Below are 25,144 nucleotides of genomic sequence, written 5' to 3' on the forward strand. Positions count from 1 at the left end.
TTCATTGTAAAATCAATATTATAGAAATACTCAAAAGCTGACCTATAAATCTTTTTATTATTTTTTGAAGTAACAACATACAAGCGCTATAGCATGTATGTTTCATAAGTAAACCAACTGTAATCTTAACATATTTATAGGAAATGAGACGCATAAAAACAACAAAAAGTTCATTTAAAAGTATACTTGATGAAAAAAGACCTGAAAATAATCGGTGAGGATTACAAAAACCCCACCGATTAAAGCTCATTTCATTATTACATGTCCACAAAGAACTTTTTATACCATACTAGGAATACATAGGCTGTCCAAATATAACGGCCACGGTTTGCTTTTCCTTCATAGTGTTCATCTAGATAGCCAACCAATTGTTTTGTATCAAAGAATTCATTGGCAAAGTCAGTTGTAAACATTTCTTTTACCATATTGTAGTATTTCTCTTCACGCAACCAGTGGCGAATTGGCACTGGGAAGCCTAACTTTGGACGTTTTGCCCATTCTTCTGGTAATTCTTGATGTGCAGCTTGGCGTAGAACATATTTTGTATCAATGTCGTTGACACGATATTGAGATGGAATATTTTTAGCTAATTCCATAACTTCTTTATCTAAGAATGGTACACGTAATTCAATCGAATGCGCCATACTCATCTTGTCAGCTTTTAATAAAATATCTCCTGGCATCCAAAGATTTAAATCTAAGTATTGCATTTTCGTCACATCATCTTCGCCTGGTACTTCGTCATAAATACGTTTTGTAATCGATTTTACAGATGGTGCATTTTTATAGTCAGGCTTTAAAACATTAATCGCATCTACTTCATCCCAAACTACTGCTTCTCCTATAAAGCGTTCTTCTACCGTTTGACCACCTTTAATGAGGAAGTTAGTATATTGGCTTTTAGGTAGAGCTTCTGCTATTCCCCGTAACGTTTTACGAACACCCCATGGAAGTTTTTCATATTTTTGCATTCTTCCTGAGTTTTGATACCAAGAGTAGCCACCAAAAATTTCATCCGCTCCTTCACCTGATAGGACAACTGTTACATCTTTAGAGGCTAGCTCTGAAAGGAAGTACAGTGGTACAGAAGAAGGATTCGATTGCGGCTCATCCATATGCCATTGGATTTTCGGAAGAGCTTCAAAGCACTCGTCTGCTGTAATATATTTACGTTCATTTTGAATATTTAGTGTATCCGATAAATCTTTTGCGAGGTTCGTTTCATTAAACATATCTTCATAATCAGCAAACCCAACTGAGAATGATTTATCGGGACGCAATAATGAAGTAATATAACTTGAGTCAATACCCCCCGATAAGAAAGAACCAACTTTTACATCACTGATTTTATGTGCCTCTACTGATTCTTTAACAGTTGTACGAATTTCTTCAATGTATTTTTCAATGGAAGCTTCTTTTGCATGGAATTTTTTATCCCAATATTGCACAATTTGCTTTTTGCCATTTTGAATAAGCATATAGTGTGCTGGTGGTAATTTAAAGACCCCTTTAAAGAAGGTCTCATCCATCGAAGAATATTGGAATGTTAAATAAGGACGTAATGCCTTTTTATTTAATTCTTTAATAAATGAAGGATGTGGTAAAAATGATTTAATTTCAGAACCAAAAATAAACGTACCGTCTGTTGTATGTTCAGAGTAATACAATGGTTTAATGCCAAAGCCATCACGAGCAATGAATTGTAAATCATTCTTTTTATCCCAAATACAGAAAGCAAACATACCACGTAGCTTTTTCACAAAATCTACACCGTATTCTACATAACCATAAATAATAACTTCACTATCTGATTGCGTTTTAAAGGTATGTCCTTTTTCAATCAGATCTGCACGTAGCTCTTGGAAATTAAAAATTTCTCCATTAAATACAAGCACAATATTGCCGTCTTCACTATATAGTGGTTGATTCGCTACATCCGATAAATCAATAATACTTAATCGTCTGAATCCTAACGTTACTGTATCGTCACTATGAATACCACCACTATCTGGCCCGCGGTGAATAATTGTATTCATCATATTTTCAATTGTTTGATGATGATCAATCACATTTGTTCCATTAATATAACCTATAAATCCGCACATTCTATTTTCACCTCATAATTTAGTGCATAACCTTTACCATAATAGCATGAAAAGACATTCATTTCATGCTGACAATGCTAATAAAGGAAACTTTCATCGATATAATTGTATAATAAAATTTATTGTGTTTCATTCTACTATAAAATCCCCTTCTACACGAGGGAAGGGATAAAGAATTATAAAACACTTTGCTAATATTTTCAATGTCAAAGAAGCCCCTCCTCTATATAGACTTCATGTATAATAGGAAAGATTCCTAAATTGAAAAGAAAGTGAGTTTCTAACTATGTATGATGTAATCGTGATCGGTGGTGGCCCATCTGGTTTAATGGCGGCGATTGCTGCTGGAGAGCGGAAAAAGAAAGTTTTATTGTTAGAAAAAGGTGCAAAACTTGGCAAAAAATTAGCCATTTCTGGCGGCGGGCGCTGTAATGTGACCAATCGTTTGCCTGTTGAAGAAATAGTAAAACATATACCTGGTAATGGCCGTTTCCTTTATAGTCCTTTTACCGTTTATAATAATGAAGATATTATCGCATTTTTTGAAGGGCTTGGTGTGTCTTTAAAAGAAGAGGATCATGGTAGAATGTTTCCGGTATCTAACCGAGCACAAGATGTTGTCGATGCGCTAATTCGTCAGCTTCAACGTTTACATGTTGAAGTTCGTTTACACACAGCCGTTAACAAGCTTGTTATGGATGAAGAAAAAATTTTGGGTGTGCGCCTTGCAGATGGCTCAGAAATTCGTAGCCAAGCCGTCATTGTGGCCGTTGGTGGCAAGGCTGTCCCACAAACAGGCTCTACAGGTGATGGCTATCCATGGGCAGAACGGGCTGGCCATACAATCACAACATTATTCCCAACAGAAGTCCCTGTCATATCGAAAGAGGACTTTATTTTATCACGTGAACTACAGGGTCTTGCATTGCGTGATGTTGCTGTCTCTGTGCTAAATAAAAAAGGTAAGGTACTCGTTACCCATCAAATGGATATGCTCTTTACGCACTTTGGCTTAAGCGGTCCTGCCGTTTTACGCTGTAGCCAATTCGTTGTGAAAGAATTAATGAAAACAGGCTACGAGCCCGTGACAATGCGTATACAAACATTAACTAATTATAATGAAGAAACATGTCTCCAATATTTAAATAAGTTGATTAAAGAAGATCCGAAAAAGGCTGTGAAAAATGCTTGGAAAGGTATTGCTCCTGAACGTTGGCTATTATTTTTATGTGAACGGGCCAATATCGATGTACAATTAACAGGGGCTGAATTATCCCAAGATAAAATTCGTCACCTAGCGCGTTTACTCGTTAACTTCACATTGACGGTAAGTGGCACACAATCACTTGATAAAGCATTTGTTACGGGCGGTGGTGTCTCCGTAAAAGAAATTGAACCAAAAACAATGGCTTCAAAGAGAAAAGAAGGATTATTCTTCTGTGGTGAAATTCTAGATATTCACGGCTATACAGGGGGATATAATATTACCTCAGCCTTAGTAACAGGACGCATTGCAGGTATGCACGCTGCATTAAAATAATAGAAGAAAAGCGTGTCCGGACAAAACGGACACGCTTTTTTTAGCTTTCACTAGACATATATACTTCCTCAAATGGTTGGATAATGACAAAGCCCTCACCCGAAAACGCCATCTGGATTGATTCGCCACTCCCACGACCGATAAATGTACGGAAGCTGATATCTGTTTTAAACTCAGGTGTTAAATTACCTGACCACGCAACCGTAGCATGTGGATCAGTATATACTGTTTCGCCAGGTTTTACTAATAAGGTTAATGGTTCGAAATGTGTTGTAATCGCTACTTTTCCTGTACCTTGTAACGTTACATTAAATAAGCCACCTGACATGATGCCAGCCATTTTTCGCATTAAACGTATATCCCAGTTGATGCTAGGCTCAAATGCGAGCAGATCATTACCATTAACGCAGAGACTGTCATTTTTCAAATCGAAGACGGTTACTTTCTTGCCTTGATCTGCTAAATAAAGTCTACCCTTCCCGCTCGCTTTCATCAATTGTGTACCTTCACCTGTTAAAGCCTTCTTAAACATCTTACCAAGTCCGTGCTCCAACACGCGCTCACGTTCGAATTTAATGTCTCCTGTATAGGAAATCATTGCGCCCATTTTGGACCATACTTCACCGTTTAAATTTACCTCTAATACACGCTCAGTTTCCAATTCAAAATAATCATTTTCTAGATCATCCTGCTGTGTTTTTTGAACAAATTCATCTAAAGAAAATTTCCCCATAGTAAATCCCTCCCTAAATACTTTATATACGATTACCCTTGAGAAAAGATTCAAATTTTAGCTGTTTATCCCTTATCTCCTCTTTCGTTACAAATTTTCTCTTTTAATAAAGAAATCTTTTTATTTCCAGTAATGGTATTGACATCAGAAATGCGCTGTTATACATTAAATAAGTAATTGAATATTGTTATATAACAACAAAAGCAAAAAAATAACTATATAAGTGCCACGTGCGAAATGACACCTATACAGTTATCCCAAAAATATATTATTGAGTAGCGGAAACGTCTCCAACATTTTGTGCCGCTTTTAAAGCTGTTTGTTTACGTACATCTGCACGTAATGTTAATGAAATGATTAATGAAGCAGCGATTAAACCTGCAAATACATAGAATACAGGAATATAGCTTCCATAAGCATTTTTAATTGTGCTTACTAACAACGGTCCGAAAATACCACCCAATGACCAAGTTGTTAATAAATACCCATGAATAACACCCAGTTGCTTTGTTCCAAATAAATCACTTGCAAAAGCAGGTAAATTTGAGAACCCTCCACCATAGCAACTAACTACTAAGAAAATAAGTGCTTGGAAAATAATTACGTTTGTTGTATGTGGTAAAACGATAAATGTGATTAGCTGTGCTGTAAAGAAAATAACAAAAACATTTGAACGCCCAATATAATCAGACACAGCCGCCCAGATTAAACGACCACCACCATTAAATAACCCCATGATTCCTACCATCGCTGCTGCTCCTGCGACTGATAGCCCAACAATTTCCTGCGCCATTGGTGAGGCAACAGATATCATCATAATTCCTGCTGTAACATTAACTAAATGCATAGACCATAGCATCCAGAAATGCTTTGTTTTGACAGCCTCACGTGCTGACATAACTGCTAAATCTTTCTTTACTACTTCTTTGCCGTTATCGGCTGCTGCCTTCATATTAGCTGGCATATAACCAGGCTTAGGCGGCGCTATATATGAAGCCCCTAAAATCATTAACGTGAAATAACTTGCACCTAAAATAAAGTATGTTGTAGAGATGCCAACTGCCTCCATTAAGTTGGCTGCCACCGGTGCAGTAATCAGGGCACCAGATCCAAACCCAAGTACGGCCATCCCTGTTGCTAGACCTCGTCGATCTGGGAACCATTTTACAAGCGTTGATACTGGCGCAATATAACCAATCCCCATACCTAATCCACTTAGTACACCATATGTTAACCAGTACAACACGACAGAATCCATTGAAATCGCTACACCTGCACCAGCTTGTCCTGCTCCAAATAAGACAGCTGCTACCATCGCCGATTTACGTGGTCCCATTTTCTCTACTAAACTACCAAATAATGCAGCTGAAAACCCAGCAAGCCCCATCATAATGGTAAAGGCAACCGTTACCTTTGTTTCACTCCATCCCATTTCTGTGACAATCGGTAGCTTGTATACACTGTATGCATAGGCTCCACCGATTGAAAGGTGAATAGCGATTGCAGATAATGCAATTAACCATCTATTTTTATTCATAAATTCTCATTTCTCCCCTCTTTTGCTACCTGTGAAAATTCTATGAACGTCCATGTAAAACAATTTACCACTTAGAATTATTCAAATGCAAGATGTTTTTCTAAAAAATATTATTTCTCCAAAAAGTATTTTGTTTTCCCATTAGTGTATTTCATCACATAACCCTTACAGTCTCTAAGCAGAACAGCGTTTATCCTACAAAAAACATTACACCATTTAGCTATTATTACTTTTCTACTCTATTTTATAAATAACTATTAATTATATTGAGATAATTATTTTTGTGCATATTTTCACATTCACTAGATGTATACGTCTCTTTTCACCATTTCTAACAGTACCTCTCTATCACTTAAAACGAAGCAGACGCTAAAGATATAATGTAGAAATTTTTAGAATAAGAGAGAAATTTACAATAGAAACGAACAAAATTTTCATCATTAAAAATAACCTTAAAAATATAATAACGACTGTTTTTTTACTTATATTTGTAAAATGATATTTTTATAACAATACATGGAATGTATAATTTTTAAATCACTTTCAATATCTCTACATTTTTATTATTCAAATATATATTTTTTCAACTTAAAGTTGAACACTCAACACTCTGTAACAGAATCATTCGCTTCTATCAGGTGACAAACATGCCAGAACAAGACCCTTTTTTAAGACATATTATTTTTTCAAAAAAACAATATATACAGAAAAAAACAGCATGCTAGAAACATTTCCAACATACTGTACGGAAAAAAAGATTGTTTAAGTTATTTTTCTTTTCATAAAAAGTAAAGTTCTTATTTCCTTATAGTAAATACATAGTAGAATTCCTAGTAAAATCAATAAGGAGCCGTATATTTGGACACTTGTAGGAAATTGCTTTAAAAAAATTGCACTTAATAGCATTGCGATAGCTGGCTCAAAATTCAATAATAGCGAAGCATTCGTTGAGCCAATCTCCTTCATTTTTTGATTCCATAATAAATTACTAATCCCATGAATAATAACCGCTGATAAAATGAGTAGAATCCAATAAGGGTATGCTACTTGCCAATTTGTTTGTGTCCACATTGTAAACGAAAATGGTACAAGCACTAGCAAACCGATTAAGTTTGTATAGAAGGTGATGGACTGAGCTGACAATTTCAGACTGAGATGATTCACAATAATAAGGAATAAGGCAAAGCTTAGCATCGTTATTAAACTTAGCACCTCCCCCTTCCCTATAGAAATGGTGATGAGGGCTCCCTTAGTAATGATGAGGCCAACTCCTACGAACGAAATGATTGCACCTAGCCAAAATATACCGTTTCGTGATTCCTGATACATCATTTTATTAAGCAAAGACGTGACAATCGGTGCGCAGGCTAAAATTAAAGCCGCGGTAATAGGAGAGGTATGCTGAAGACTTGCGTAAAAGCTAAAGTGATTGATGGAAACACCTAGTATCCCTGCAATGATTAGTAATAGGAGGTCATTGCGTGTTAATCTTGTACGAATAATAGCCTTCCAACTAATGCAGCCTAAAAATAGGACAATGACAATTAATCTAAAAATGGCAACCATGATCGGAGACCAATGTTCAATTAAAATAGAGCCAATAATAAAGTTACTGGCCCAAAAAAATACACAGCTAAATAAAATCATATAGATTGTTAGTTGCTTCATATTTATCACACCTGTATATAAGAGACTTCTACATCGTTAATGATGAATTCTTTTAAAAATCTACTTCCCTTTCTTGTATTTCTTCCTATCTATTAAAACATAAGTATAGCAAACTAGAAAATTTTCTAGTTTGCTATGTAATCTAAATAAGGGGGATTTAGATTGATACTTAATTGATAAACTTGCCTTTTGACATCACCACCCGTTTGGATGGTTTACGTGCAATGACTTCAGCGCTAGAAATGGCGTCAAAGAAAACAAAGCTCGCTTCATCTTGCACGTTTGGCCAAACCTTTTGACCATTGCCATCCAATGGTGTGACACCATTTGTAATATATTTTAAGGTTTGTCGAATAGAACGCTCATCTAGCTTACGTGTATTATCTGCAAAAGTTGTTGCTTTTTCTAAAATATCTCCCGAGCCATTTGGACTCCATGAATCATAAAAGCCATCACAACCAAAGCGAACATCTACTCCATGCTCTGTTAGTAAGTCAATCGGTGGGATTAATCGTCTCAAATCAAATGGCACCGTTGACATAATTTTTACTTGCTGTTGTGCTAGACGATCTGCAATTTTGTGCTGTTCCAAAGCCGATACATCTCCAAGTGAAAAGGCGTGACTAATAGCCGTTCTCCCCTGATAGTTTGCATCCTCTACAATATCTATCCATTTATCGATTGTATAATAACCCACATGGCCTCCATCATGGAGGTGAATATCAACATCTACGTTAAATTCTTGTGCAATATTCATTACTTCATAAAGAGAAGGCTCAATCGAATTATCTATGCCAGCAGGATCTAGCCCACCAATCATCGTTGCCCCATTGCGCAAGGCTTCACGTAATAATTTAGGCACATCGTCTCTTAGTAAGCCATGCTGTGGAAAGGCAATAACTTCTGATGTCACAACATCTTTATAATCTTCTAATGCCTCTAGTACACCCTCTAAGTTTTTTAAGCCAATGTACGGATCGATATTGACATGTGTACGGATATGATTGGCACCATGATTGAGAATTTTCTCAATCATGGCTGTTGCTCGTTGTTTACCAGTCGTTGCAAGAATCGATAATTCTTGTGCTTCACGAGCCAAGCGTTCCTTTAAGTTCTTCACAGGCACGCATGCTTTCCACGGTAAGGACAAGTATGTCTTATCTAAGTGATTATGCATTTCTTTAAAGGCTGGTAATAGCAGCTTCCCTTTCATATCTGTTACTTCATCTAGAGAATCAATGGTTTCTGTTGCTGGTACCATTTGAGAAATAAAGCCATCTGTAATTTCAAGGTGAAAAAGCTCCACCTTTGTACCGACAGTACCATTTTCTTTTAGATATTCTCCTGTTTCAAGTAGAACATTTGTAAGCCAGTGCTTCATCTGTATTCTCCTTTCAACTCTCCAATTTCCTGTTGGTGAATAATATATCCTTGTGAAATAACTGTAGAAATAGGGCATCTTCTTGCTACAACATGTGCAGTACTAATTCCATCTACTAAAAGCATATTGGCTTTATCACCAACCTGTGGCCAAACTCGTTCTCCTGCATCATTCAATGGTGTAATGCCACCCGAAGCATATTTCCAAGCGCGACTTAATGAATATTCATCGATAAAACGGAATCTCTCCGCCATTACATTTAATTTCATAATAGTGTTTCCTGTACCATAAGGAGACCAATGATCTGTTAAACTGTCATGTCCAACAGAAACGTTTACACCATTGTTATAAAGGTATGGAATCGGTATCGTCGAGCGATTAATATCCGTTGGTACCGTTGTTGTAACATCCATTTGAACAGCAGCCATTGCCTGAACTAAGTTCTCTAATCGCGCTTGCTCTAAATCCGCAAGCGCCATTGCATGACTAATCGTAACTTGTCCTTCTTTTTTCGCCTGTTTTGTTAATTCTATTAGTTTATAAAATTCAAATTCACCTAAAGTATTAGCTGTATGAATATGAATATCTATCCCTGTATGGTAGTCTTGGGCAATGGCCATCGTTGTTTGCAATGACTTCTCAATATTTCTATCTACAATGGATGGGTCAACTCCTCCAACAAGCGTTGCACCCATTGCCATCGCCTCACGGATAAGTCCCTCCACATTAGAGCGCAGTAAACCATGCTGTGGGAAAGCCACAATATCATAAGTAATTTGATTTTGATATTTTTCTAGTACTTGCTTTGTAATTTCAATATGCTTGGTTCCAATTTGTGGGTCCACATTACAATGCGACCGTATATGTGTATGCCCTTGTGAAATTAACCACTTGACCATTTCCTCAGCCCGATAAGCCGCGGTTGGTAATTGTTTAGGAAGCAGTGTTTTTTCTTCCTCAATGCGCGTTAATATCCCTTTTGTAATAGGTCTTGGCGCTTGCCACTCCCCACCAAAATAAGTTTTATCAATATGAATATGCATTTCTCGGAAAGAAGGGACTAATAATTGCTTCTGAGCATCTACTATTTCAACATTGCCATCAACTACTATATTTTTATCTACTTGTTGAACATATCCATCTACAATTAGAACATCATAAATAGCAGTACGAGTTGCAACAATGCATTCATTTTCATGCTCAAATGCCTCTTCTAATCTCACATTTTTCAGCAGTAATTTATTCATAGTTTCCTCCTCATTGGTATTTTTAGGTTTCACCAAGTTTGATTATTCTACAATTTCAACGCCACTAATCATCGTATAGTTTGACGCATCTAACCAGAACCCTTTGACAGCATTACTGTAAACAGCTAAGTGCTCGTAGTTTCGAACCGGAATATAAACAGCATCATCTAACTCCATTTGCATTGCTTTTTTGTAGATTTCATTACGTGCCTCTTGATTTGATTCAGAACGTCCTTGCTCAATTAGCTTGTCTATTTCTGGATTTGAATAGTAGAAATGGTTTCCAGGAGGCCCCATAGAAGCAGTATGGAATAGATTAAATTGGTTATAATCAGCATCTCCAGTTGCATTCCCCCAGCCACTAATAAATATTTGGTGTTGTTCTTTCGTAATTTCAGAAATAAATGCGCCGTATTCCATAACTTGAATTTCAACGTCAAGACCAATGCCCTTCAATTGAGATTGAATAACCTCTGCCATATTAATACGCTCTTTACGGTCGCTCGTTAGTAGTTTTACTTTTGTTCCTTCTTTAACACCCGCTTCCTTTAATAGTTCTTTTGCTTTGACTACATCGTAATCATATGGCTTTGTCTCACTAGAGTAACCGATAATTTTTGGACTCATTGCGGAATTTGCAAGTGTGCCAACATTATCATAAATACCACTAATAATTGCTTCACGGTCTACTGCATAACTAACTGCTTGACGTACTTTGACATCAGATAACAGTGCATCTTTTACATTGAAACCGATAAATTCTACTGCCAGTCCTTCTGCTCGGAATAGATTCATAGTTGACGAATTTTCAATACGATCAATTTCAGTTACTGGTACTTGCTCAGCGATATGCGCTTCTCCACTTTCAATCATTGCTAAACGTGTAGAGTCCTCAGGTACTACTTTAAATGTTACTTTATCTACTTTTGGTACCGTACCCCAGTAGTCCTTATTTGAACTTAATGTAATTTCTTGACCCGTTTTCCAAGAATCAAATACAAATGGACCTGTCCCTACTGGATGTGTTGCTAATTGATCTCCCTCTTCTGCAATAGCTTTCGGGCTAATCATACTACCTTCCTGACTTGCTAAAATTGATAAAAGTGGTGCATAAGGCTCTTTTAATTTCAACGTAACAACAAACGTATCGTCTACTACTACTTCACTAATCATTGATAATTTATCACGCTGAGGTGACCCAGTCTCAGGATCTAAAATGCGATCGAATGTAGCTTTTACAGCCTCAGCATTAAAATCTGCTCCATCATGGAATTTAATACCTTCATTTAAAATAAACGTCCAAGTGACATCATCTTTCTGTTCCCACTCTTTTGCAAGTAATGGCGCAATTTTACGATCTCTATCAAAAGCAACAAGTGTTTCATATACTTTGCCATGAATAATATTCGCTGACGGAATATCTGTAATAAAGTGAGGATCAAGGCTTGTTGCATCTGATGCTCTTAAAACAACTAATTCCCCTCCTACACTTTTAGCCCCCTCATTGGAACCCTCTACACTCTTATTACTAGCAGTTGAGCACGCCTGCAAAACTAGAACAGTAATGAGTGTCATGAATAAAACAAGCTTCATTTTCTTCATAGACATTTCCTCCTTTTATGTTGTGGTCCTTACATTTCGAATTATAAAGAAATAAAATTCACTTGTTTTTTAAAATTTTTACTTGTTTTTTAAATTTTCTGACTAATACTTCCTATAATATTTACATTCTTTACGCTTTTCACTAAATTGAAAACAAATCAAATAGAAAAGGAGTTTCATTATGGATAAAGTAACTACTACTATCGACCATGCTGTTTTAGTGAATGCACGTAAAGCTTCTAGAAAAAAAAATCTTGTCTCATTCCTAAACAAAATCAAAAAAAATAAGGCTGCCGCCGCAGGGGGTATCATCATTCTTCTATATATATTGATGTTTCTTATCGGGCCAATTATAGCTCCTTATGATCCATTCGATGTTCAGTTAGATCAAAAATTACAAGGACCAAGTTTAGATCATTTAATGGGTACAGATGACAAAGGACGAGATATTTTAAGTCGAATATTATATGGCTCCCGTTTATCGATTGGTGTTGGTATTTCAGCCGTGTTGTTTGGCGGGACAATCGGGACAATCCTCGGCCTTATCTCAGGCTACTATGGAAAATGGATTGATTCGATTATTAGTCGTATTTTAGATATCATGCTTGCCTTTCCTGGTATATTACTTGCTTTAGCAATTGTCAGCGCATTGGGACCAAGTCTTATTAATGTAACTATTGCTGTTGGATTCTTCTCGATCCCTATGTTTGCCCGTATTGTACGTGGATCGACAATGGAAGTAAAAAAATTAGAATATATCGATGCTGTGAAAACTCTTGGTGCAAATGATATGACCATATTACTCAAGCATATCTTCCCGAATATTTTATCACCTATTATTGTCCAAGCATCTATGCGTTTAGCAACAGCCATTTTATCTGCAGCAGGTCTGTCATTCTTAGGATTAGGTGCACAACCGCCATCGCCAGAATGGGGTGCTATGCTATCCAATGGTCGGGATTTTCTTTTTACCGCCCCATATATGGCCCTTTTCCCTGGTATTATGATTTCCATCCTTGTTCTAGGATTTAACCTATTCGGAGATGGTTTACGGGATGCTTTAGATCCAAGAATGAAAAATTAAAGGAGAGAAGTTATATGACATTATTTATCTTAAAACGACTTGCTCAAATTATTCCCGTGACACTCGGTGTAACGCTTGTTGTTTTTCTAATTATGCAAATGATTCCAGGCGATCCAGCCATTATTTTAGCAGGTGAAGGCGCTTCACAAGAAACCGTTAATGAATTACGTGAAAATTTAGGACTGAATAAGCCTTTAGCCATTCAATATACAGATTACATCAAAAATCTTTTACAAGGAGACATGGGTCATTCTTTAAAAAATAATCAACCTGTATTTGAAGAAATTACGGCTCGTTTACCAATTACAATTGAGCTGGCCTTTTATAGTATTTTAATCACCATTGTTCTTGGGCTTATTGCCGGCATCATCTCAGCAATCCGCCCTTATTCCTTCATGGATGTTGGTTTAATGATTGTGGCATTATTAGGAATCTCCCTCCCTAGTTTCTGGTTAGGTATTTTATTAATGTATGTTTTCTCCGTACAGTTACATTGGCTACCTGTTGCAGGCTGGGAAAGTGCTAAACATATCATTCTCCCTGCGGTTACACTCGGCGCAGGTGGTGCTGCCATCGTTGCACGTATGACGCGTTCAAGTATGTTAGAAGTTGTCCACCAAGATTATATTCGAACAGCTAAAGCTAAAGGCTTAAAAGGTTACATTATCATTTTAAAGCATGCATTACGAAATGCCTTAATTCCAGTTATTACAGTAGTAGGTTTACAGTTTGGTAGTTTACTTGGCGGCACAGTATTAGTAGAATCTGTTTTCGCCGTGAACGGATTAGGTCGAATGATTGTCGATGCGATTCGCACACGAGATATACCAATCGTTCAAGGCGGCGTGCTGGTCGCCTCATTAATATTCGTTTTCATCAATCTTTTCGTCGATATTTTGTATCGAATCTTTAATAAACGGATGGATTTAAACTAGGAGGGATAAAACAGATGAAACAAGATACAGTGTTAGAAGTAAAAAATTTACAAACTTATTTTTATTCGAGTGAGGGAGTCGCTAAAGCTGTGGACGGTGTTTCTTTTACACTTCAAAAAGGAGAAACACTTGGCATTGTCGGAGAATCTGGTTGTGGGAAATCCATGACTTCCCTATCATTACTTCGATTAGTCCCTTCACCCCCTGGCAAAATTATTAATGGTGAAATTCTTTTAAACAATACAGACATCTTGAAATTGTCGGATGAAGAATTACGTAAAATTCGAGGCAATAAAATATCAATGATTTTCCAAGAGCCAATGACAAGCTTAAATCCTGTGCTATCCGTTGGCGAGCAAATCGCTGAATCCATTCGTTTACACCAAGGTTTATCACGTAAAGAGGCATGGCAAAAAGCGGTGGATATGATTCGCCTAGTTGGCATTCCAGCACCTGAAAAAAGAGCAAAACAAGAACCTTATCAGCTAAGTGGTGGAATGCGTCAACGTATTATGATCGCCATGGCACTTGCTTGTACGCCAGATGTTTTAATTGCTGATGAGCCGACGACTGCCCTCGATGTAACCATTCAAGCTCAAATTATTGATATTATTCAAAATTTGCAAAAGCAGTTAGGAATGAGCATTCTCTTCATTACCCATGATCTTGGTGTTGTGGCTGAGGTTTGCGATAAAATTGCTGTTATGTATGCCGGGCAGGTTGTAGAGGAAGGCACAACTGATAGTCTTTTTGAAAAACCATTACATCCTTATACTAATGGTTTAATTCAATCCTTACCAAAGCTATATGAGGACCAAGAGGAATTATCTACTATTCAAGGAACCGTCCCAAGTCCTTATCATTATCCAAGTGGCTGCCGCTATGCAGAACGCTGTCCATTTGCTACAGAATTATGTCGTGAAAAACAGCCTGAACTTCTTACGATTGAGCCAGAGAAAAAGGTAAGATGCTGGATGTACAGTAAGGAATGGCAGGGAGCAACACTTATGGAGGAGATGACCGTATGATAAAAGAGCAGCAAGCACAGCCACTATTACAAGTAAATAATTTAAAACAACATTTTTCCTTAAAAAAAGAAAAACTCTTCGGTCCACAGCAGGTGGTTAAAGCGGTGGACGGTGTTTCTTTTGAGATTATGCCCGGTGAAACACTTAGTATTGTTGGAGAATCTGGCTGTGGTAAATCAACGACAGGTCGCTCTATTTTAAGATTAGACGAACCTACATCTGGAGAAGTGTTATTATTCGGCAAAAATTTAGTAACGATGAATAAAAAAGAGCTGCGAGTAGCGCGCAAGGACATTCAAATAATTTTCCAAGATCCGTATGCATCTCTGAACCCAAGACGCACTATTCGCAAAATGTTAACAGAGGCCATGTCTATTCAAAAAATAGTTCCTCCAGAGCAGCAAGAGGCACGCATGATCGAATTAATGTCACTTGTCGGACTGCGACCAGAATATTTGGAGCGTTATCCACATGAATTTTCTGGTGGGCAACGTCAACGTATTGGGATCGCAAGAGCACTTGCCGTCAATCCCAAAATTATTATTTGTGATGAATCGGTTTCTGCCCTGGACGTATCTATCCAAGCACAAATTTTAAATTTATTGAAACAGCTACAAAAAGATTTAGATTTAACCTTTTTATTTATCTCACATGATTTAAGTGTAGTGCGCCATATATCAGACCGGATAATGGTTATGTATCTTGGAAAAGTCGTGGAAATTGCTGATAAGCAATCCCTTTTCACCCAGCCGCATCACCCTTATACAAAAGCACTATTTTCATCTATTCCAGTCATCGATAAGGAGCATCGTAAGGAACGGATTATATTAAAGGGAGATCTACCGTCACCGTTAAATCCCCCGACAGGCTGTAGCTTCCATACACGTTGTCCGTTCGCTACAGATAAATGTAAATCAGAGGTGCCCGCATTACGGGAAATTACCACAACACATAAGGTAGCTTGCCATTTTGCAGAAAATTTAGTTTAATGTAACTTACACTTATAAATTCAATGGAGAGGTCATTATGTTACAACTAGAAACCTTCAACATATATATTCTCCTATGTGTAATCGCTCCAATTATTGGAGCTTTTCTGCTTACTTTTATATTTATTTTCGAAAAACAAATTGATAGCCTAGAGGAAGAAAAAAGAAATTTAGAGCTGAAGCAAGATTTACAAAGAGCTAATATTCTTCAGCTAAATCAGCAAATACAGCCTCATTTCTTTTTTAACGCATTAAATTCATTACTGAGCCTAGCCCGCATCAATCGAAAGGAAGATTTGGTGGCGGGCATTGAAGCCTTAGCAACGTTTTTTAAATTTAAATATAATAATCATGAGGTGTTAATTGCTTTAAAAAACGAGGTGCTATTTGTCGATAGCTATTTAAATATTCAACAGCTACGCTTTGGACATCGTTTGACGATCCATAAGTATGTTGATGATGCAGCCTTATCTGTACAAATACCACCATTTATTCTCCAGACCATTATTGAAAATGCATATAAACATGGCTTTGAAAAGCATATAGGACCGGCAGAACTTTTCATTTATATAAAGAAAATGGACAAGTTTTTATTAATTGAAATTAAAAATACACAGCCATCAGAAAAGATAGAAACGGCTATTGAGCAAGTAGAAGATGAATTGCAGCAAGGTTATGGTCTAGAAAATATAAGAAAACGACTCGAGCTTATTTATGGACTCGAAAGTATTTTATTTTCAATTCAAAACGATCAACATTTTTACACTGTAACGATCCATGTTCCCGCTTAGGCTTTCTACTAATTTGAATGCGAAAGGAGAATCTCAACATGAATATTTTAATCGCAGATGATGAACCTTTAGAGCTTGAGCAAATGATTTATTTATTAAAGCCACATTTCCCTAATTGGACATTCCATACTGCTCAGGATGCCTCACAAGCACTGCAATTAGCTAAAAAGCACCGTATGACTATCGCCTTTTTGGATATTCAAATGCCTGGGAAAGATGGAATCACCTTAAGTAAAGAATTAAAAGGACTTTATGATGTAGACATTATTATGGTAACTGCTTATCAGACCTTCGAATATGCCCAGCAAGCATTACGTATCGGGGTGAAGGACTATCTAACAAAACCTGTTATTGCAAGTGAATTAAATGCCATTGTGGAGAAATATAAAGTATGGAGCTCTAATCACGATGCGATACAAAGTGCTCTTTCCTATATTCATGAAAACTATCATGAAAAACTGAGTTTAAATATTATTGCCGAAAAAATCCATTTGAATCCTAGTTATTTAAGCCGTAAGTTTTTGGAGGAGCAATCCATCGGCATTAATGAATATATTAATAATTATCGCCTAGAGATGGCCGTGAAGAAAATAGGTGAAAATCTGGATGCTAGTATGTCAGCAATTGCTGAGAGCTGTGGTTTTAATAGCCAGCACTATTTTAGTGTAGCTTTTAAGAAAAAATATAATCAATCACCTCGTCAATACAAAACATCTAAAACGAGTAAAGGTAATTGAAGGTATGTTAAAAAAATTTTCATTGCTTGTACCATTTGCTAGTTTAAGCACAGCAGCAGGTGTCATCATACTTTTAGCTAGATGGATTAATGGTAATTTATTATTGTCCTCTCCTTCTGCCCTTATTTCTTATGGCTTTATGGCGGGCATTTGTTATACATTCGCAACAGCTATATCTTTTATGGTACTGGGTTCATTATTAAAAAAGAGTGATTACACACAAAATCAGCATACACAAAGCTTTTTACTCTTTACGATACAAAAAAAATTGAGTGGAATGAATTTAAAAGTCATACGATTTTTTTACCTTCTGACAGGCATCGAACTCTGGTTAATTCAATTAATAAGTATTAGTGTGCTTTCAGAAATTATGTTAACGATACCGGTCCCCATTACACTATTTTTATTTTTGATGGGGATGTTACTGCTGGACCGCATTATGTCTGTGAAAAGTATATTGTGGCTAGAGATTTTATTTATTATCTCTCTATTTTCTTTACTTATTTTTATACCCATTTATTATTTTGTCCAAAATGGGGCTAGCACCGTTTATGAAGGTATTCGCTTATATCACCCTTATTTATTTTACTTTAAAAATAGCGAAATCCTGCTGTTCTATGTCATCATTCAACTAGCCGTCTTAGGACAAGTTCTTTTTGATAAATCAACATGGTATTTAATCGCTTTTATTAAACCTAAAAAGGTACGTCGTAGCCTATTTTCATCAGGTGTGATTTTAGCTTTATTAACGCTATCCTTTACAGCTATTTTAATGATTGCTTTATATAGTGGCTCATTTGGTCAGTTCCAAGTTCTAATTTTTACGTTTTTATATGAAGTACAGCCAGGGTTTTTGACATTTGCTTTCCTTGTTATTGCACTGTTGGCCGTTGTTACAACCCTCCTTGTAGATTTGCGAGCAACCAAACGATTTTTTGTGAAGAAAAGACCCTACTACTTTTATTTAATAGGTCTACTAGGCATCTTATTTACCTTTTTCTTATCTGTAGATTTAACGATTTTAGGAGTTATTTATTCTTTCGCATTTCTACATATTACCATGCTACCATTTATGTTCATTCTTTTATTTACAAATCGTCATATCCATAAATATACCTGGCTTGTCATACTGTTATCCATCATTATAGGAATCGGTGTTGGTTTAATCTTCAATGCTCTTTACGGATTAGCAACTAGCATGATGATTTCTAGTATTTATCTATTAATGCTTCAGACTGAAACGGAAGATAAAAACGCCTGAACTCCCAAAATAGCGGGTTCAGGCATTTGTTTTACATTTATATACGTCTTTTAAAGAGAATCTTTGCTCGATGTAATCCCAGTTGACATAGTAGGTGAAATCTATATTTTGAACAATTTCTGTAGCTAATCGTTCAGTCCTTTACATACTCGTAAATAATTTTCTTTATGCTCCTCTTCCTCTAAATGCTTCCACCCTAACACCTCCTTATTGGTGGTTCCCTTAAAAGAAATATCATTTCAAAGTATACTTTTAATTCAAACGATGGACATAATATTTCAAAAACATCACACAATAAAATGGGAATCGACGTTTGTAGGAGATTCCCACTATTAAATTTATGTTAACAACTTTAAGCAAGACAAAGTTTTGTATTCATCCATTCAGGGAAATCATCATTTAAGAAAGTCTAAAAAAAATATGATTTAGTTGTTTTGATACTGGATTTTTCCTTCTTGTATGCCGAGTCGCATACTTTTTTTCTTTTAGCTCTTGAATAGCTAGTTAAAAAACTGTTATAGTGAGATTGTTTGTCTGACGTCTGACAAATTAAAATCTTTGGCTGCTCTGAAATTTTTTAGAAAAACATAATGAGCGAAAGAGCATTTGTTGTCTTGGAATCAAACGCCCTAAATTATACTTATGGAGGAATTTATGAAATACTTAATATCCCTTTGTGGATTGTTACTTGTTTTTGGCTTAGCTCTGTTAATGAGTAAAAACAAAAAAGAAATAAAATATAAATATATATTGATTATGTTAATCATCCAATTTATATTAGCAGCTTTACTATTAAATACAACGTTTGGTTATGTACTAATTAAAGGAATAACAAATGTATTTGATCATTTATTATCCTACGCAAATACAGGTATATCATTTGTTTTTGGTGGTATAGCGAATGAAGGAGAATCCCCATTCTTCTTAGGTGTCTTATTACCAATTGTTTTTATATCTGTGTTAATTGGGATTTTACAGCATTTCAAAATCCTTCCTTTCCTTATGAGATGGATCGGCTATTTTTTAAGTAAAGTAAGTGGCATGGGAAAATTAGAGTCCTATAATGCTGTTGCTTCGGCAATGGTAGGTCAATCTGAGGTTTTCATTACAGTTAAAAAACAACTAGACAAGGTTACTCCTCAGCGTATGTATACATTATGTGCATCAGCGATGTCGACCGTCTCTATGTCAGTTGTTGGCGCGTATATGACAATGATTGAGCCTAAGTATGTCGTAACGGCGATTGTTTTAAACTTATTTGGTGGTTTTATAATTGTTTCCATCATTAATCCTTATACTGTCAAAGAAGAGGAAGATATATTAACCATTGAAGACGAACAAAAGCAAGCTTTCTTCCAAATGCTTGGTGAATATATTATGGATGGCTTTAAGGTAGCCATCATTGTTGGAGCGATGCTTATCGGTTTCGTAGCATTAATGGATTTAATCAATTCATTGTTTGATATGATTATCGGTGTTTCTTTCCAAGAAATATTAGGCTATATTTTTGCACCAATAGCTTTCTTAATGGGTATCCCATGGGCAGACGCTGTTTCAGCTGGAGGAATAATGGCCACTAAATTAGTAACGAATGAATTTGTTGCTATGATCAACCTTGGCGATGTCTCAGAGACCATGAGTGAACGTACACTAGGCATTATTTCGGTATTCCTTGTATCCTTTGCCAACTTTTCATCCATTGGTATTATTTCTGGAGCAGTTAAAGGGTTAAATGAAAGACAAGGAAATGTTGTTGCACGATTTGGCTTAAAATTGCTTTACGGAGCAACACTTGTAAGTATTTTAACGGCAATAATTGTTGGCTTGATTATTTAAGTTGAAAGTCATTTTGTTATTTAAACTGCACCTACATCTATCTGTTGGTGCAGTTTTTTATAACATTAGGACTTTCTCTAACATAAAAAATGTACATCACTAAAATTTAATTTAGTCATGTACATCTTTATTAGTTATATCAATTTATTTAACGACAATATTGACAAGTTTGCCTGGAATAACGATGACTTTTACTAAGTCCTTTCCTGCCATATATTCTTGTACTTTTTCATCAGCAAGTGCTACTTTTTCAATGTCTTCTTTTGAAGCATCTTTAGCTACGACAATTTTTGCACGAACTTTACCAGCAACCTGCACTGCTACTTCTACTTCATCATCTACAAGTTTCGACTCATCATATGTTGGCCATTGCTCATAAGAAAGTGTTCCTTCATGACCTAATAAGTTCCATAGCTCTTCTGCGATATGCGGCGCAATTGGTGCTAGCATTTTAACAAAGCCTTCCGCATAAGCTGTTGGGATGACTTCAGCTTTATAACAATCATTGATAAATACCATCATTTGTGAAATAGCCGTGTTAAAGCGGATACCTTCATAATCCTCTGTCACTTTTTTCACTGTTTGATGATATGATTTTTCTAGTGTTTTATCGTCAGACACTTGAATTTTCGCTGAGATCGTTCCATCCTCTTCATTGACAAGTAGACGCCAAATACGGTCTAAGAAGCGACGTGCCCCATCTAAACCATTTGTAGACCAAGCTACAGAAGCCTCAAGTGGTCCCATAAACATTTCATATAGACGCAATGTATCTGAACCATGTGACTCAATGATTTCATCTGGATTCACGACATTGCCCTTAGATTTAGACATTTTTTCATTACCTTCACCAAGAATCATACCTTGGTTAAATAATTTTTGGAAAGGCTCTTTCGTGTGAACAACACCTAAATCATATAGAACTTTATGCCAGAAGCGAGCGTATAGTAAATGTAGTACAGCGTGCTCAGCCCCACCAATATAAATATCAACTGGTAGCCATCGTTTTAGCAATTCTGGATCTGCAATTGCTTCTGTATTAGTAGGATCGATATAGCGTAGGAAGTACCAGCTAGAACCTGCCCATTGCGGCATTGTATTTGTTTCACGACGGCCTTTTTTACCTGTCGCTGGATCTACAACGTTTACCCATTCAGCAATATTTGCTAATGGTGACTCACCAGTACCCGATGGACGAATATTATCTGTTTTCGGAAGCATTAATGGTAGCTCCTCTTCTGGAACAGGAGTGATGGTACCATCTTCCCAATGAATCATTGGAATCGGTTCACCCCAGTAACGTTGACGAGAGAATAACCAGTCACGTAGACGATAGGAAATTTTCTTCTCTCCTACGCCTTTTTCCTCTAACCATTCAATTGCTTTAGCAATACCCTCTACTTTATTTAAGCCATTTAGGAAATCAGAGTTAATATGTTGCCCATCACCTGTAAACGCTTCTTTACTGATGTCCCCACCTTCAAGTACAGGAACAATGTCTAAGCTAAATGCTGATGCAAATTCATAGTCTCGTTCATCATGTGCAGGAACTGCCATAATAGCACCTGTTCCATAAGACACTAACACATAGTCTGCAATCCAAATCGGTACTTTTTTACCGTTAATCGGATTTACTGCATAGGCACCTGTAAATACGCCTGTTTTTTCTTTCGCTAAATCTGTACGCTCAAGATCAGATTTCATTTTAACCTTTTCTAAATAATCCTCGACTGCTTGGCGTTGTTCAACTGTAGTAATTTGTTCTACTAATTTATGTTCAGGTGCAAGCACGCAATATGTAGCACCAAATAATGTATCAGGACGTGTTGTAAATACCGTGAAGTTTTCATCTGTGCCATCAATACCAAATGTTACTTCTGCACCTTCCGAACGACCAATCCAGTTACGCTGCATATCTTTAATAGACTCTGGCCAATCAACTTCCTCTAAGTCATCAATTAAACGATCTGCATATGCAGTAATTTTAAGCATCCATTGCTTCATTGGTCGACGTTCTACTGGATGCCCACCACGCTCTGATTTGCCATCAATTACTTCTTCATTCGCCAATACCGTACCAAGTGCTGGACACCAGTTAACAGCTACTTCATCCACATAAGCTAAACCTTTTTTATATAGCTGAATAAAAATCCATTGTGTCCATTTATAATACGCTGGATCAGTCGTGTTAATTTCACGATCCCAATCATAACTAAAGCCTAGCTCTTGAATTTGGCGTTTAAAGGTCGCAATATTTTTCGCTGTAAATTCTGCGGGATCATTTCCTGTATCAAGTGCATATTGCTCCGCTGGTAAACCAAATGCATCCCAGCCCATTGGATGTAATACATTGTAGCCTTGCATACGTTTAAAGCGAGATAGAATATCTGTCGCCGTATATCCTTCTGGATGTCCTACGTGCAAGCCTGCGCCAGATGGATATGGGAACATATCTAGTGCAAAGAATTTAGGCTTTTCTGTTTCATTTTCAGTTTTAAATGTTTTGTTATCAGCCCAATATTGCTGCCACTTTTTTTCAATTTGTTGATGATTAAAACTCATTTTTTTTCCTCCTTCAATGAATCTGCTGTTCTCCGTTAGAATTGACAAAATATTTAAAAAATAAAAAAACTCGCCCCTTCCTTATAGAAGGGACGAGAGAATTAGCACTCCCGCGGTACCACCCAAATTAGTGATTACACTCGGCTTAAGCTTCCTTAACGCGGAAGAAACGACACGCGCTATTTCACGCGGGCAGACTCAGTAGGCGAGTTCGATTTGCTTTCCTACTAGCTCTCACCAGCCGCTAGCTCTCTAAAAAGAACCACAAATCTACTATTCCTCATCACAGTCTTTACATGATATTGCATTTATTCTAATGGAAAGTATTGAAAAGCACAAGCCTTTGTTTACAGGTTACCCATTACTGAACAATTAAATCCTTTTTTTCCTCAGATTTTGATAAATCTTTGCATTCATGAAAAGCAAAATGCTGACATCCGATACATTGAGTTCTGTCCAAATAGTTGAGGGCTCTTGAAATCGCTTCTCCTGTATGCTGATAAAAATGATGTGCTCCTATTTTAGCGTAAAGACCATTTTGCTGAAGGGCAACCTTTAGGTCATCCTGCACCCCTGTTACCAAAATATTACCTCCCTGTGCTGTAAAGTTGTCTATAATATTGCTAAAATATGCTTCCCCTGTAGAGTCCATAAAGGGCACTTTCCCCATGCGTAATATCAAAACTCTTGGTCGCTGTTGTAAGGTGCCTTCAATCATTTGTTCAAATCTTTGTGCTGCACCAAAGAACAGCGGACCTTCGATGGTATACATGCTTATTTGTGGACAATCATGCTGTTGATGAACGACATGAGGCTGTACCTTCTCACTTTTATTCGAATGATCTGGCAGTACCTTTGTCACAACAAGCTTTTCACTCATTCGCTTCGCAAATAATAGCACGGCTAACACAAGCCCCACTTCAACAGCTAATGTAAGGCTAGTAAATACGGTTAATAAAAAGGTAATTAATAAAACAAGCGAATCTCCAGATTTCAACTTTATAATATGAGAAAAATGCTTCCGTTCACTCATATTCCAAGCAACTACCATTAATACTGGTGCCATACTTGCTAAAGGTATATGTGAAGCATATGGCGCTAATAACAATAATGTAAGTAATACAAACACACCATGGATGATACCAGACATTGGGGATACTGCCCCAGTTTTAATATTAGTTGCTGTACGAGCAATCGCACCTGTCGCGGGTATTCCTCCAAACATAGGCGTTACGATATTGGCAATTCCTTGTCCGATTAGCTCTCGATTACTATTATGCTTGCTATTAGTCATTCCATCTGCCACGACTGCAGATAACAAAGACTCTATACCTCCAAGCATTGCGATGACAAATGCTGGTCCAATGAGCTGCTGTAGACGCTCAAATGTCATAGTAGGTAGTGCAAAATTGGGTAATGTATTAGGTATTTGACCATAGGCTGTGGCAATCGTAGCCACTTGTCCTGAAAAAAAGAAAGTCGCCACAAGAGTGGAGACAACAATCCCTACCAATGCCCCGGGAACCTTTGGAAAAAATTTAGGTGTCATTATTATGGTGATTAAACAAATGACTGCCGTTAAAATACTGTAAATATTAGTAGTACCAATTTGCTTTCCTATCTCTTGAATATTCGCTATAAAATACTCATGTCTTGTCATATTGCTTAAACCTAAAAAATTGGCAATTTGACCTGTAAAAATAATCACCGCTATACCCGCTGTAAAACCGATGGTTACAGGGCGAGGGATAAATTTGATTAAAGTCCCTAGCTTAAAAATACCCATTAAGCAAAGCAATACCCCTGCCATTAAACCAGCCAGTAATAAATCCTCATAGCCATACGTTAGGACAATTCCTAAAAGAATTGGCACAAAAGCTCCTGTGGGCCCTCCAATTTGATACTTTGATCCACCAAAAATTGAAATCAGAATACCTGCAATACAAGCCGTATAAATGCCATATTCGGGCTTTACTCCTGATGCAATAGCAAAGGACATAGCAAGTGGAATAGCAACAATTCCAACAATGATTCCAGACAATAAATCCTTTTTAGCATGATGGACTGAATACCCTTCAAAACGTCCTGTAAACAGCGACTTCATAGATA

18 protein-coding genes and 1 other annotated feature are annotated in these 25,144 nt (G+C 36.8%); of the genes, 9 read left to right on the plus strand and 9 right to left on the minus strand.

The genetic code is table 11. The features are described from left to right. Nucleotides 1-257 precede the first annotated feature (257 nt). Nucleotides 258-2,105 carry an asparagine synthase (glutamine-hydrolyzing) gene (asnB, locus tag A2J09_RS13430; protein ID WP_012295715.1) on the minus strand — a complete coding sequence of 616 codons (1,848 nt, stop codon included), beginning with the start codon at nt 2,103-2,105 and terminating at the stop codon, nt 258-260. 286 nt (nt 2,106-2,391) lie between these two features. Here asnB and A2J09_RS13435 point away from each other — a divergent pair, with 286 nt between their 5' ends. Beyond that, on the plus strand, nt 2,392-3,645 hold the full coding sequence (locus A2J09_RS13435; RefSeq protein ID WP_012295716.1) for a BaiN/RdsA family NAD(P)/FAD-dependent oxidoreductase: 1,254 nt from the start codon (nt 2,392-2,394) through the stop codon (nt 3,643-3,645). A 40-nt stretch (nt 3,646-3,685) separates the two neighbouring features. Here the strand turns inward: A2J09_RS13435 and A2J09_RS13440 are convergent, their stop codons facing one another. From A2J09_RS13440 to A2J09_RS13465, 6 genes are all read right to left on the minus strand, one after another. Then, nucleotides 3,686-4,378: an AIM24 family protein gene (locus tag A2J09_RS13440; RefSeq protein ID WP_012295717.1), complete on the minus strand. Its 693-nt coding sequence runs from the start codon at nt 4,376-4,378 to the stop codon at nt 3,686-3,688. 268 nt (nt 4,379-4,646) lie between these two features. After that, a complete protein-coding gene (locus A2J09_RS13445; protein WP_012295718.1) occupies nt 4,647-5,915 on the minus strand; it encodes an L-lactate MFS transporter in 1,269 nt (422 codons plus the stop codon). A 762-nt stretch (nt 5,916-6,677) separates the two neighbouring features. Continuing rightward, entirely contained in the window at nt 6,678-7,583 is a 906-nt protein-coding gene (locus tag A2J09_RS13450) for a DMT family transporter (RefSeq protein WP_036162327.1), read from the minus strand. A 169-nt stretch (nt 7,584-7,752) separates the two neighbouring features. Then, nucleotides 7,753-8,964, minus strand: coding sequence for an amidohydrolase (locus tag A2J09_RS13455; RefSeq protein WP_012295720.1), 1,212 nt, complete (start codon nt 8,962-8,964; stop codon nt 7,753-7,755). Next, a complete protein-coding gene (locus A2J09_RS13460; RefSeq protein ID WP_012295721.1) occupies nt 8,961-10,211 on the minus strand; it encodes an amidohydrolase family protein in 1,251 nt (416 codons plus the stop codon). Before A2J09_RS13460 ends, A2J09_RS13455 begins: the two co-directional genes overlap by 4 nt. 42 nt (nt 10,212-10,253) lie before the next feature. Then, nucleotides 10,254-11,813: a glutathione ABC transporter substrate-binding protein gene (locus A2J09_RS13465; protein WP_036162330.1), complete on the minus strand. Its 1,560-nt coding sequence runs from the start codon at nt 11,811-11,813 to the stop codon at nt 10,254-10,256. A 181-nt stretch (nt 11,814-11,994) separates the two neighbouring features. Here A2J09_RS13465 and A2J09_RS13470 point away from each other — a divergent pair, with 181 nt between their 5' ends. From A2J09_RS13470 to A2J09_RS13505, 8 genes are all read left to right on the plus strand, one after another. Beyond that, a complete protein-coding gene (locus A2J09_RS13470; protein ID WP_012295723.1) occupies nt 11,995-12,897 on the plus strand; it encodes an ABC transporter permease in 903 nt (300 codons plus the stop codon). 14 nt (nt 12,898-12,911) lie between these two features. Then, entirely contained in the window at nt 12,912-13,832 is a 921-nt protein-coding gene (gene nikB, locus A2J09_RS13475) for a nickel ABC transporter permease (protein WP_012295724.1), read from the plus strand. A gap of 14 nt (nt 13,833-13,846) precedes the next feature. Next, a complete protein-coding gene (locus A2J09_RS13480; protein WP_012295725.1) occupies nt 13,847-14,860 on the plus strand; it encodes an ABC transporter ATP-binding protein in 1,014 nt (337 codons plus the stop codon). Further along, nucleotides 14,857-15,849 carry an ABC transporter ATP-binding protein gene (locus tag A2J09_RS13485; RefSeq protein ID WP_012295726.1) on the plus strand — a complete coding sequence of 331 codons (993 nt, stop codon included), beginning with the start codon at nt 14,857-14,859 and terminating at the stop codon, nt 15,847-15,849. Before A2J09_RS13480 ends, A2J09_RS13485 begins: the two co-directional genes overlap by 4 nt. A gap of 37 nt (nt 15,850-15,886) precedes the next feature. Continuing rightward, nucleotides 15,887-16,639 carry a sensor histidine kinase gene (locus A2J09_RS13490; RefSeq protein WP_012295727.1) on the plus strand — a complete coding sequence of 251 codons (753 nt, stop codon included), beginning with the start codon at nt 15,887-15,889 and terminating at the stop codon, nt 16,637-16,639. Nucleotides 16,640-16,677: 38 nt separating this feature from the next. After that, complete coding sequence (locus A2J09_RS13495; protein WP_012295728.1) at nt 16,678-17,376, plus strand: response regulator transcription factor; 699 nt, start codon at nt 16,678-16,680, stop codon at nt 17,374-17,376. Between the two features lie 4 nt (nt 17,377-17,380). Further along, entirely contained in the window at nt 17,381-18,637 is a 1,257-nt protein-coding gene (locus tag A2J09_RS13500) for a hypothetical protein (protein WP_012295729.1), read from the plus strand. Nucleotides 18,638-19,291: 654 nt separating this feature from the next. Then, complete coding sequence (locus A2J09_RS13505; RefSeq protein WP_036162332.1) at nt 19,292-20,473, plus strand: NupC/NupG family nucleoside CNT transporter; 1,182 nt, start codon at nt 19,292-19,294, stop codon at nt 20,471-20,473. A gap of 144 nt (nt 20,474-20,617) precedes the next feature. On the opposite strand, the gene leuS is transcribed toward A2J09_RS13505, so the two are convergent. Both leuS and A2J09_RS13515 read right to left on the minus strand, forming a co-directional pair. Further along, nucleotides 20,618-23,035, minus strand: a complete 2,418-nt coding sequence (leuS, locus tag A2J09_RS13510; RefSeq protein ID WP_012295731.1) for a leucine--tRNA ligase — start codon at nt 23,033-23,035, stop codon at nt 20,618-20,620. An 85-nt stretch (nt 23,036-23,120) separates the two neighbouring features. Next, nucleotides 23,121-23,331 (minus strand) — a binding site (T-box leader). A 65-nt stretch (nt 23,332-23,396) separates the two neighbouring features. Further along, nucleotides 23,397-25,139 (minus strand): SulP family inorganic anion transporter, encoded by a 1,743-nt coding sequence (locus tag A2J09_RS13515; RefSeq protein ID WP_031416439.1) that lies wholly within the window; start codon nt 25,137-25,139, stop codon nt 23,397-23,399. Nucleotides 25,140-25,144 lie beyond the last annotated feature (5 nt).

This window comes from Lysinibacillus sphaericus (genome assembly GCF_001629735.1).
Classification (GTDB): domain Bacteria; phylum Bacillota; class Bacilli; order Bacillales_A; family Planococcaceae; genus Lysinibacillus; species Lysinibacillus pinottii.

Excerpts from the sequence above, each read along its gene's own strand:
- asnB (WP_012295715.1), bottom strand. The coding sequence starts at position 2,105 with ATGTGCGGATTTATAGGTTATATTAATGGAACAAATGTGATTGATCAT.
- A2J09_RS13435 (WP_012295716.1), top strand. The coding sequence starts at position 2,392 with ATGTATGATGTAATCGTGATCGGTGGTGGCCCATCTGGTTTAATGGCG.
- A2J09_RS13440 (WP_012295717.1), bottom strand. The coding sequence starts at position 4,378 with ATGGGGAAATTTTCTTTAGATGAATTTGTTCAAAAAACACAGCAGGAT.
- A2J09_RS13445 (WP_012295718.1), bottom strand. The coding sequence starts at position 5,915 with ATGAATAAAAATAGATGGTTAATTGCATTATCTGCAATCGCTATTCAC.
- A2J09_RS13450 (WP_036162327.1), bottom strand. The coding sequence starts at position 7,583 with ATGAAGCAACTAACAATCTATATGATTTTATTTAGCTGTGTATTTTTT.
- A2J09_RS13455 (WP_012295720.1), bottom strand. The coding sequence starts at position 8,964 with ATGAAGCACTGGCTTACAAATGTTCTACTTGAAACAGGAGAATATCTA.
- A2J09_RS13460 (WP_012295721.1), bottom strand. The coding sequence starts at position 10,211 with ATGAATAAATTACTGCTGAAAAATGTGAGATTAGAAGAGGCATTTGAG.
- A2J09_RS13465 (WP_036162330.1), bottom strand. The coding sequence starts at position 11,813 with ATGAAGAAAATGAAGCTTGTTTTATTCATGACACTCATTACTGTTCTA.
- A2J09_RS13470 (WP_012295723.1), top strand. The coding sequence starts at position 11,995 with ATGGATAAAGTAACTACTACTATCGACCATGCTGTTTTAGTGAATGCA.
- nikB (WP_012295724.1), top strand. The coding sequence starts at position 12,912 with ATGACATTATTTATCTTAAAACGACTTGCTCAAATTATTCCCGTGACA.
- A2J09_RS13480 (WP_012295725.1), top strand. The coding sequence starts at position 13,847 with ATGAAACAAGATACAGTGTTAGAAGTAAAAAATTTACAAACTTATTTT.
- A2J09_RS13485 (WP_012295726.1), top strand. The coding sequence starts at position 14,857 with ATGATAAAAGAGCAGCAAGCACAGCCACTATTACAAGTAAATAATTTA.
- A2J09_RS13490 (WP_012295727.1), top strand. The coding sequence starts at position 15,887 with ATGTTACAACTAGAAACCTTCAACATATATATTCTCCTATGTGTAATC.
- A2J09_RS13495 (WP_012295728.1), top strand. The coding sequence starts at position 16,678 with ATGAATATTTTAATCGCAGATGATGAACCTTTAGAGCTTGAGCAAATG.
- A2J09_RS13500 (WP_012295729.1), top strand. The coding sequence starts at position 17,381 with ATGTTAAAAAAATTTTCATTGCTTGTACCATTTGCTAGTTTAAGCACA.
- A2J09_RS13505 (WP_036162332.1), top strand. The coding sequence starts at position 19,292 with ATGAAATACTTAATATCCCTTTGTGGATTGTTACTTGTTTTTGGCTTA.
- leuS (WP_012295731.1), bottom strand. The coding sequence starts at position 23,035 with ATGAGTTTTAATCATCAACAAATTGAAAAAAAGTGGCAGCAATATTGG.
- A2J09_RS13515 (WP_031416439.1), bottom strand. The coding sequence starts at position 25,139 with ATGAAGTCGCTGTTTACAGGACGTTTTGAAGGGTATTCAGTCCATCAT.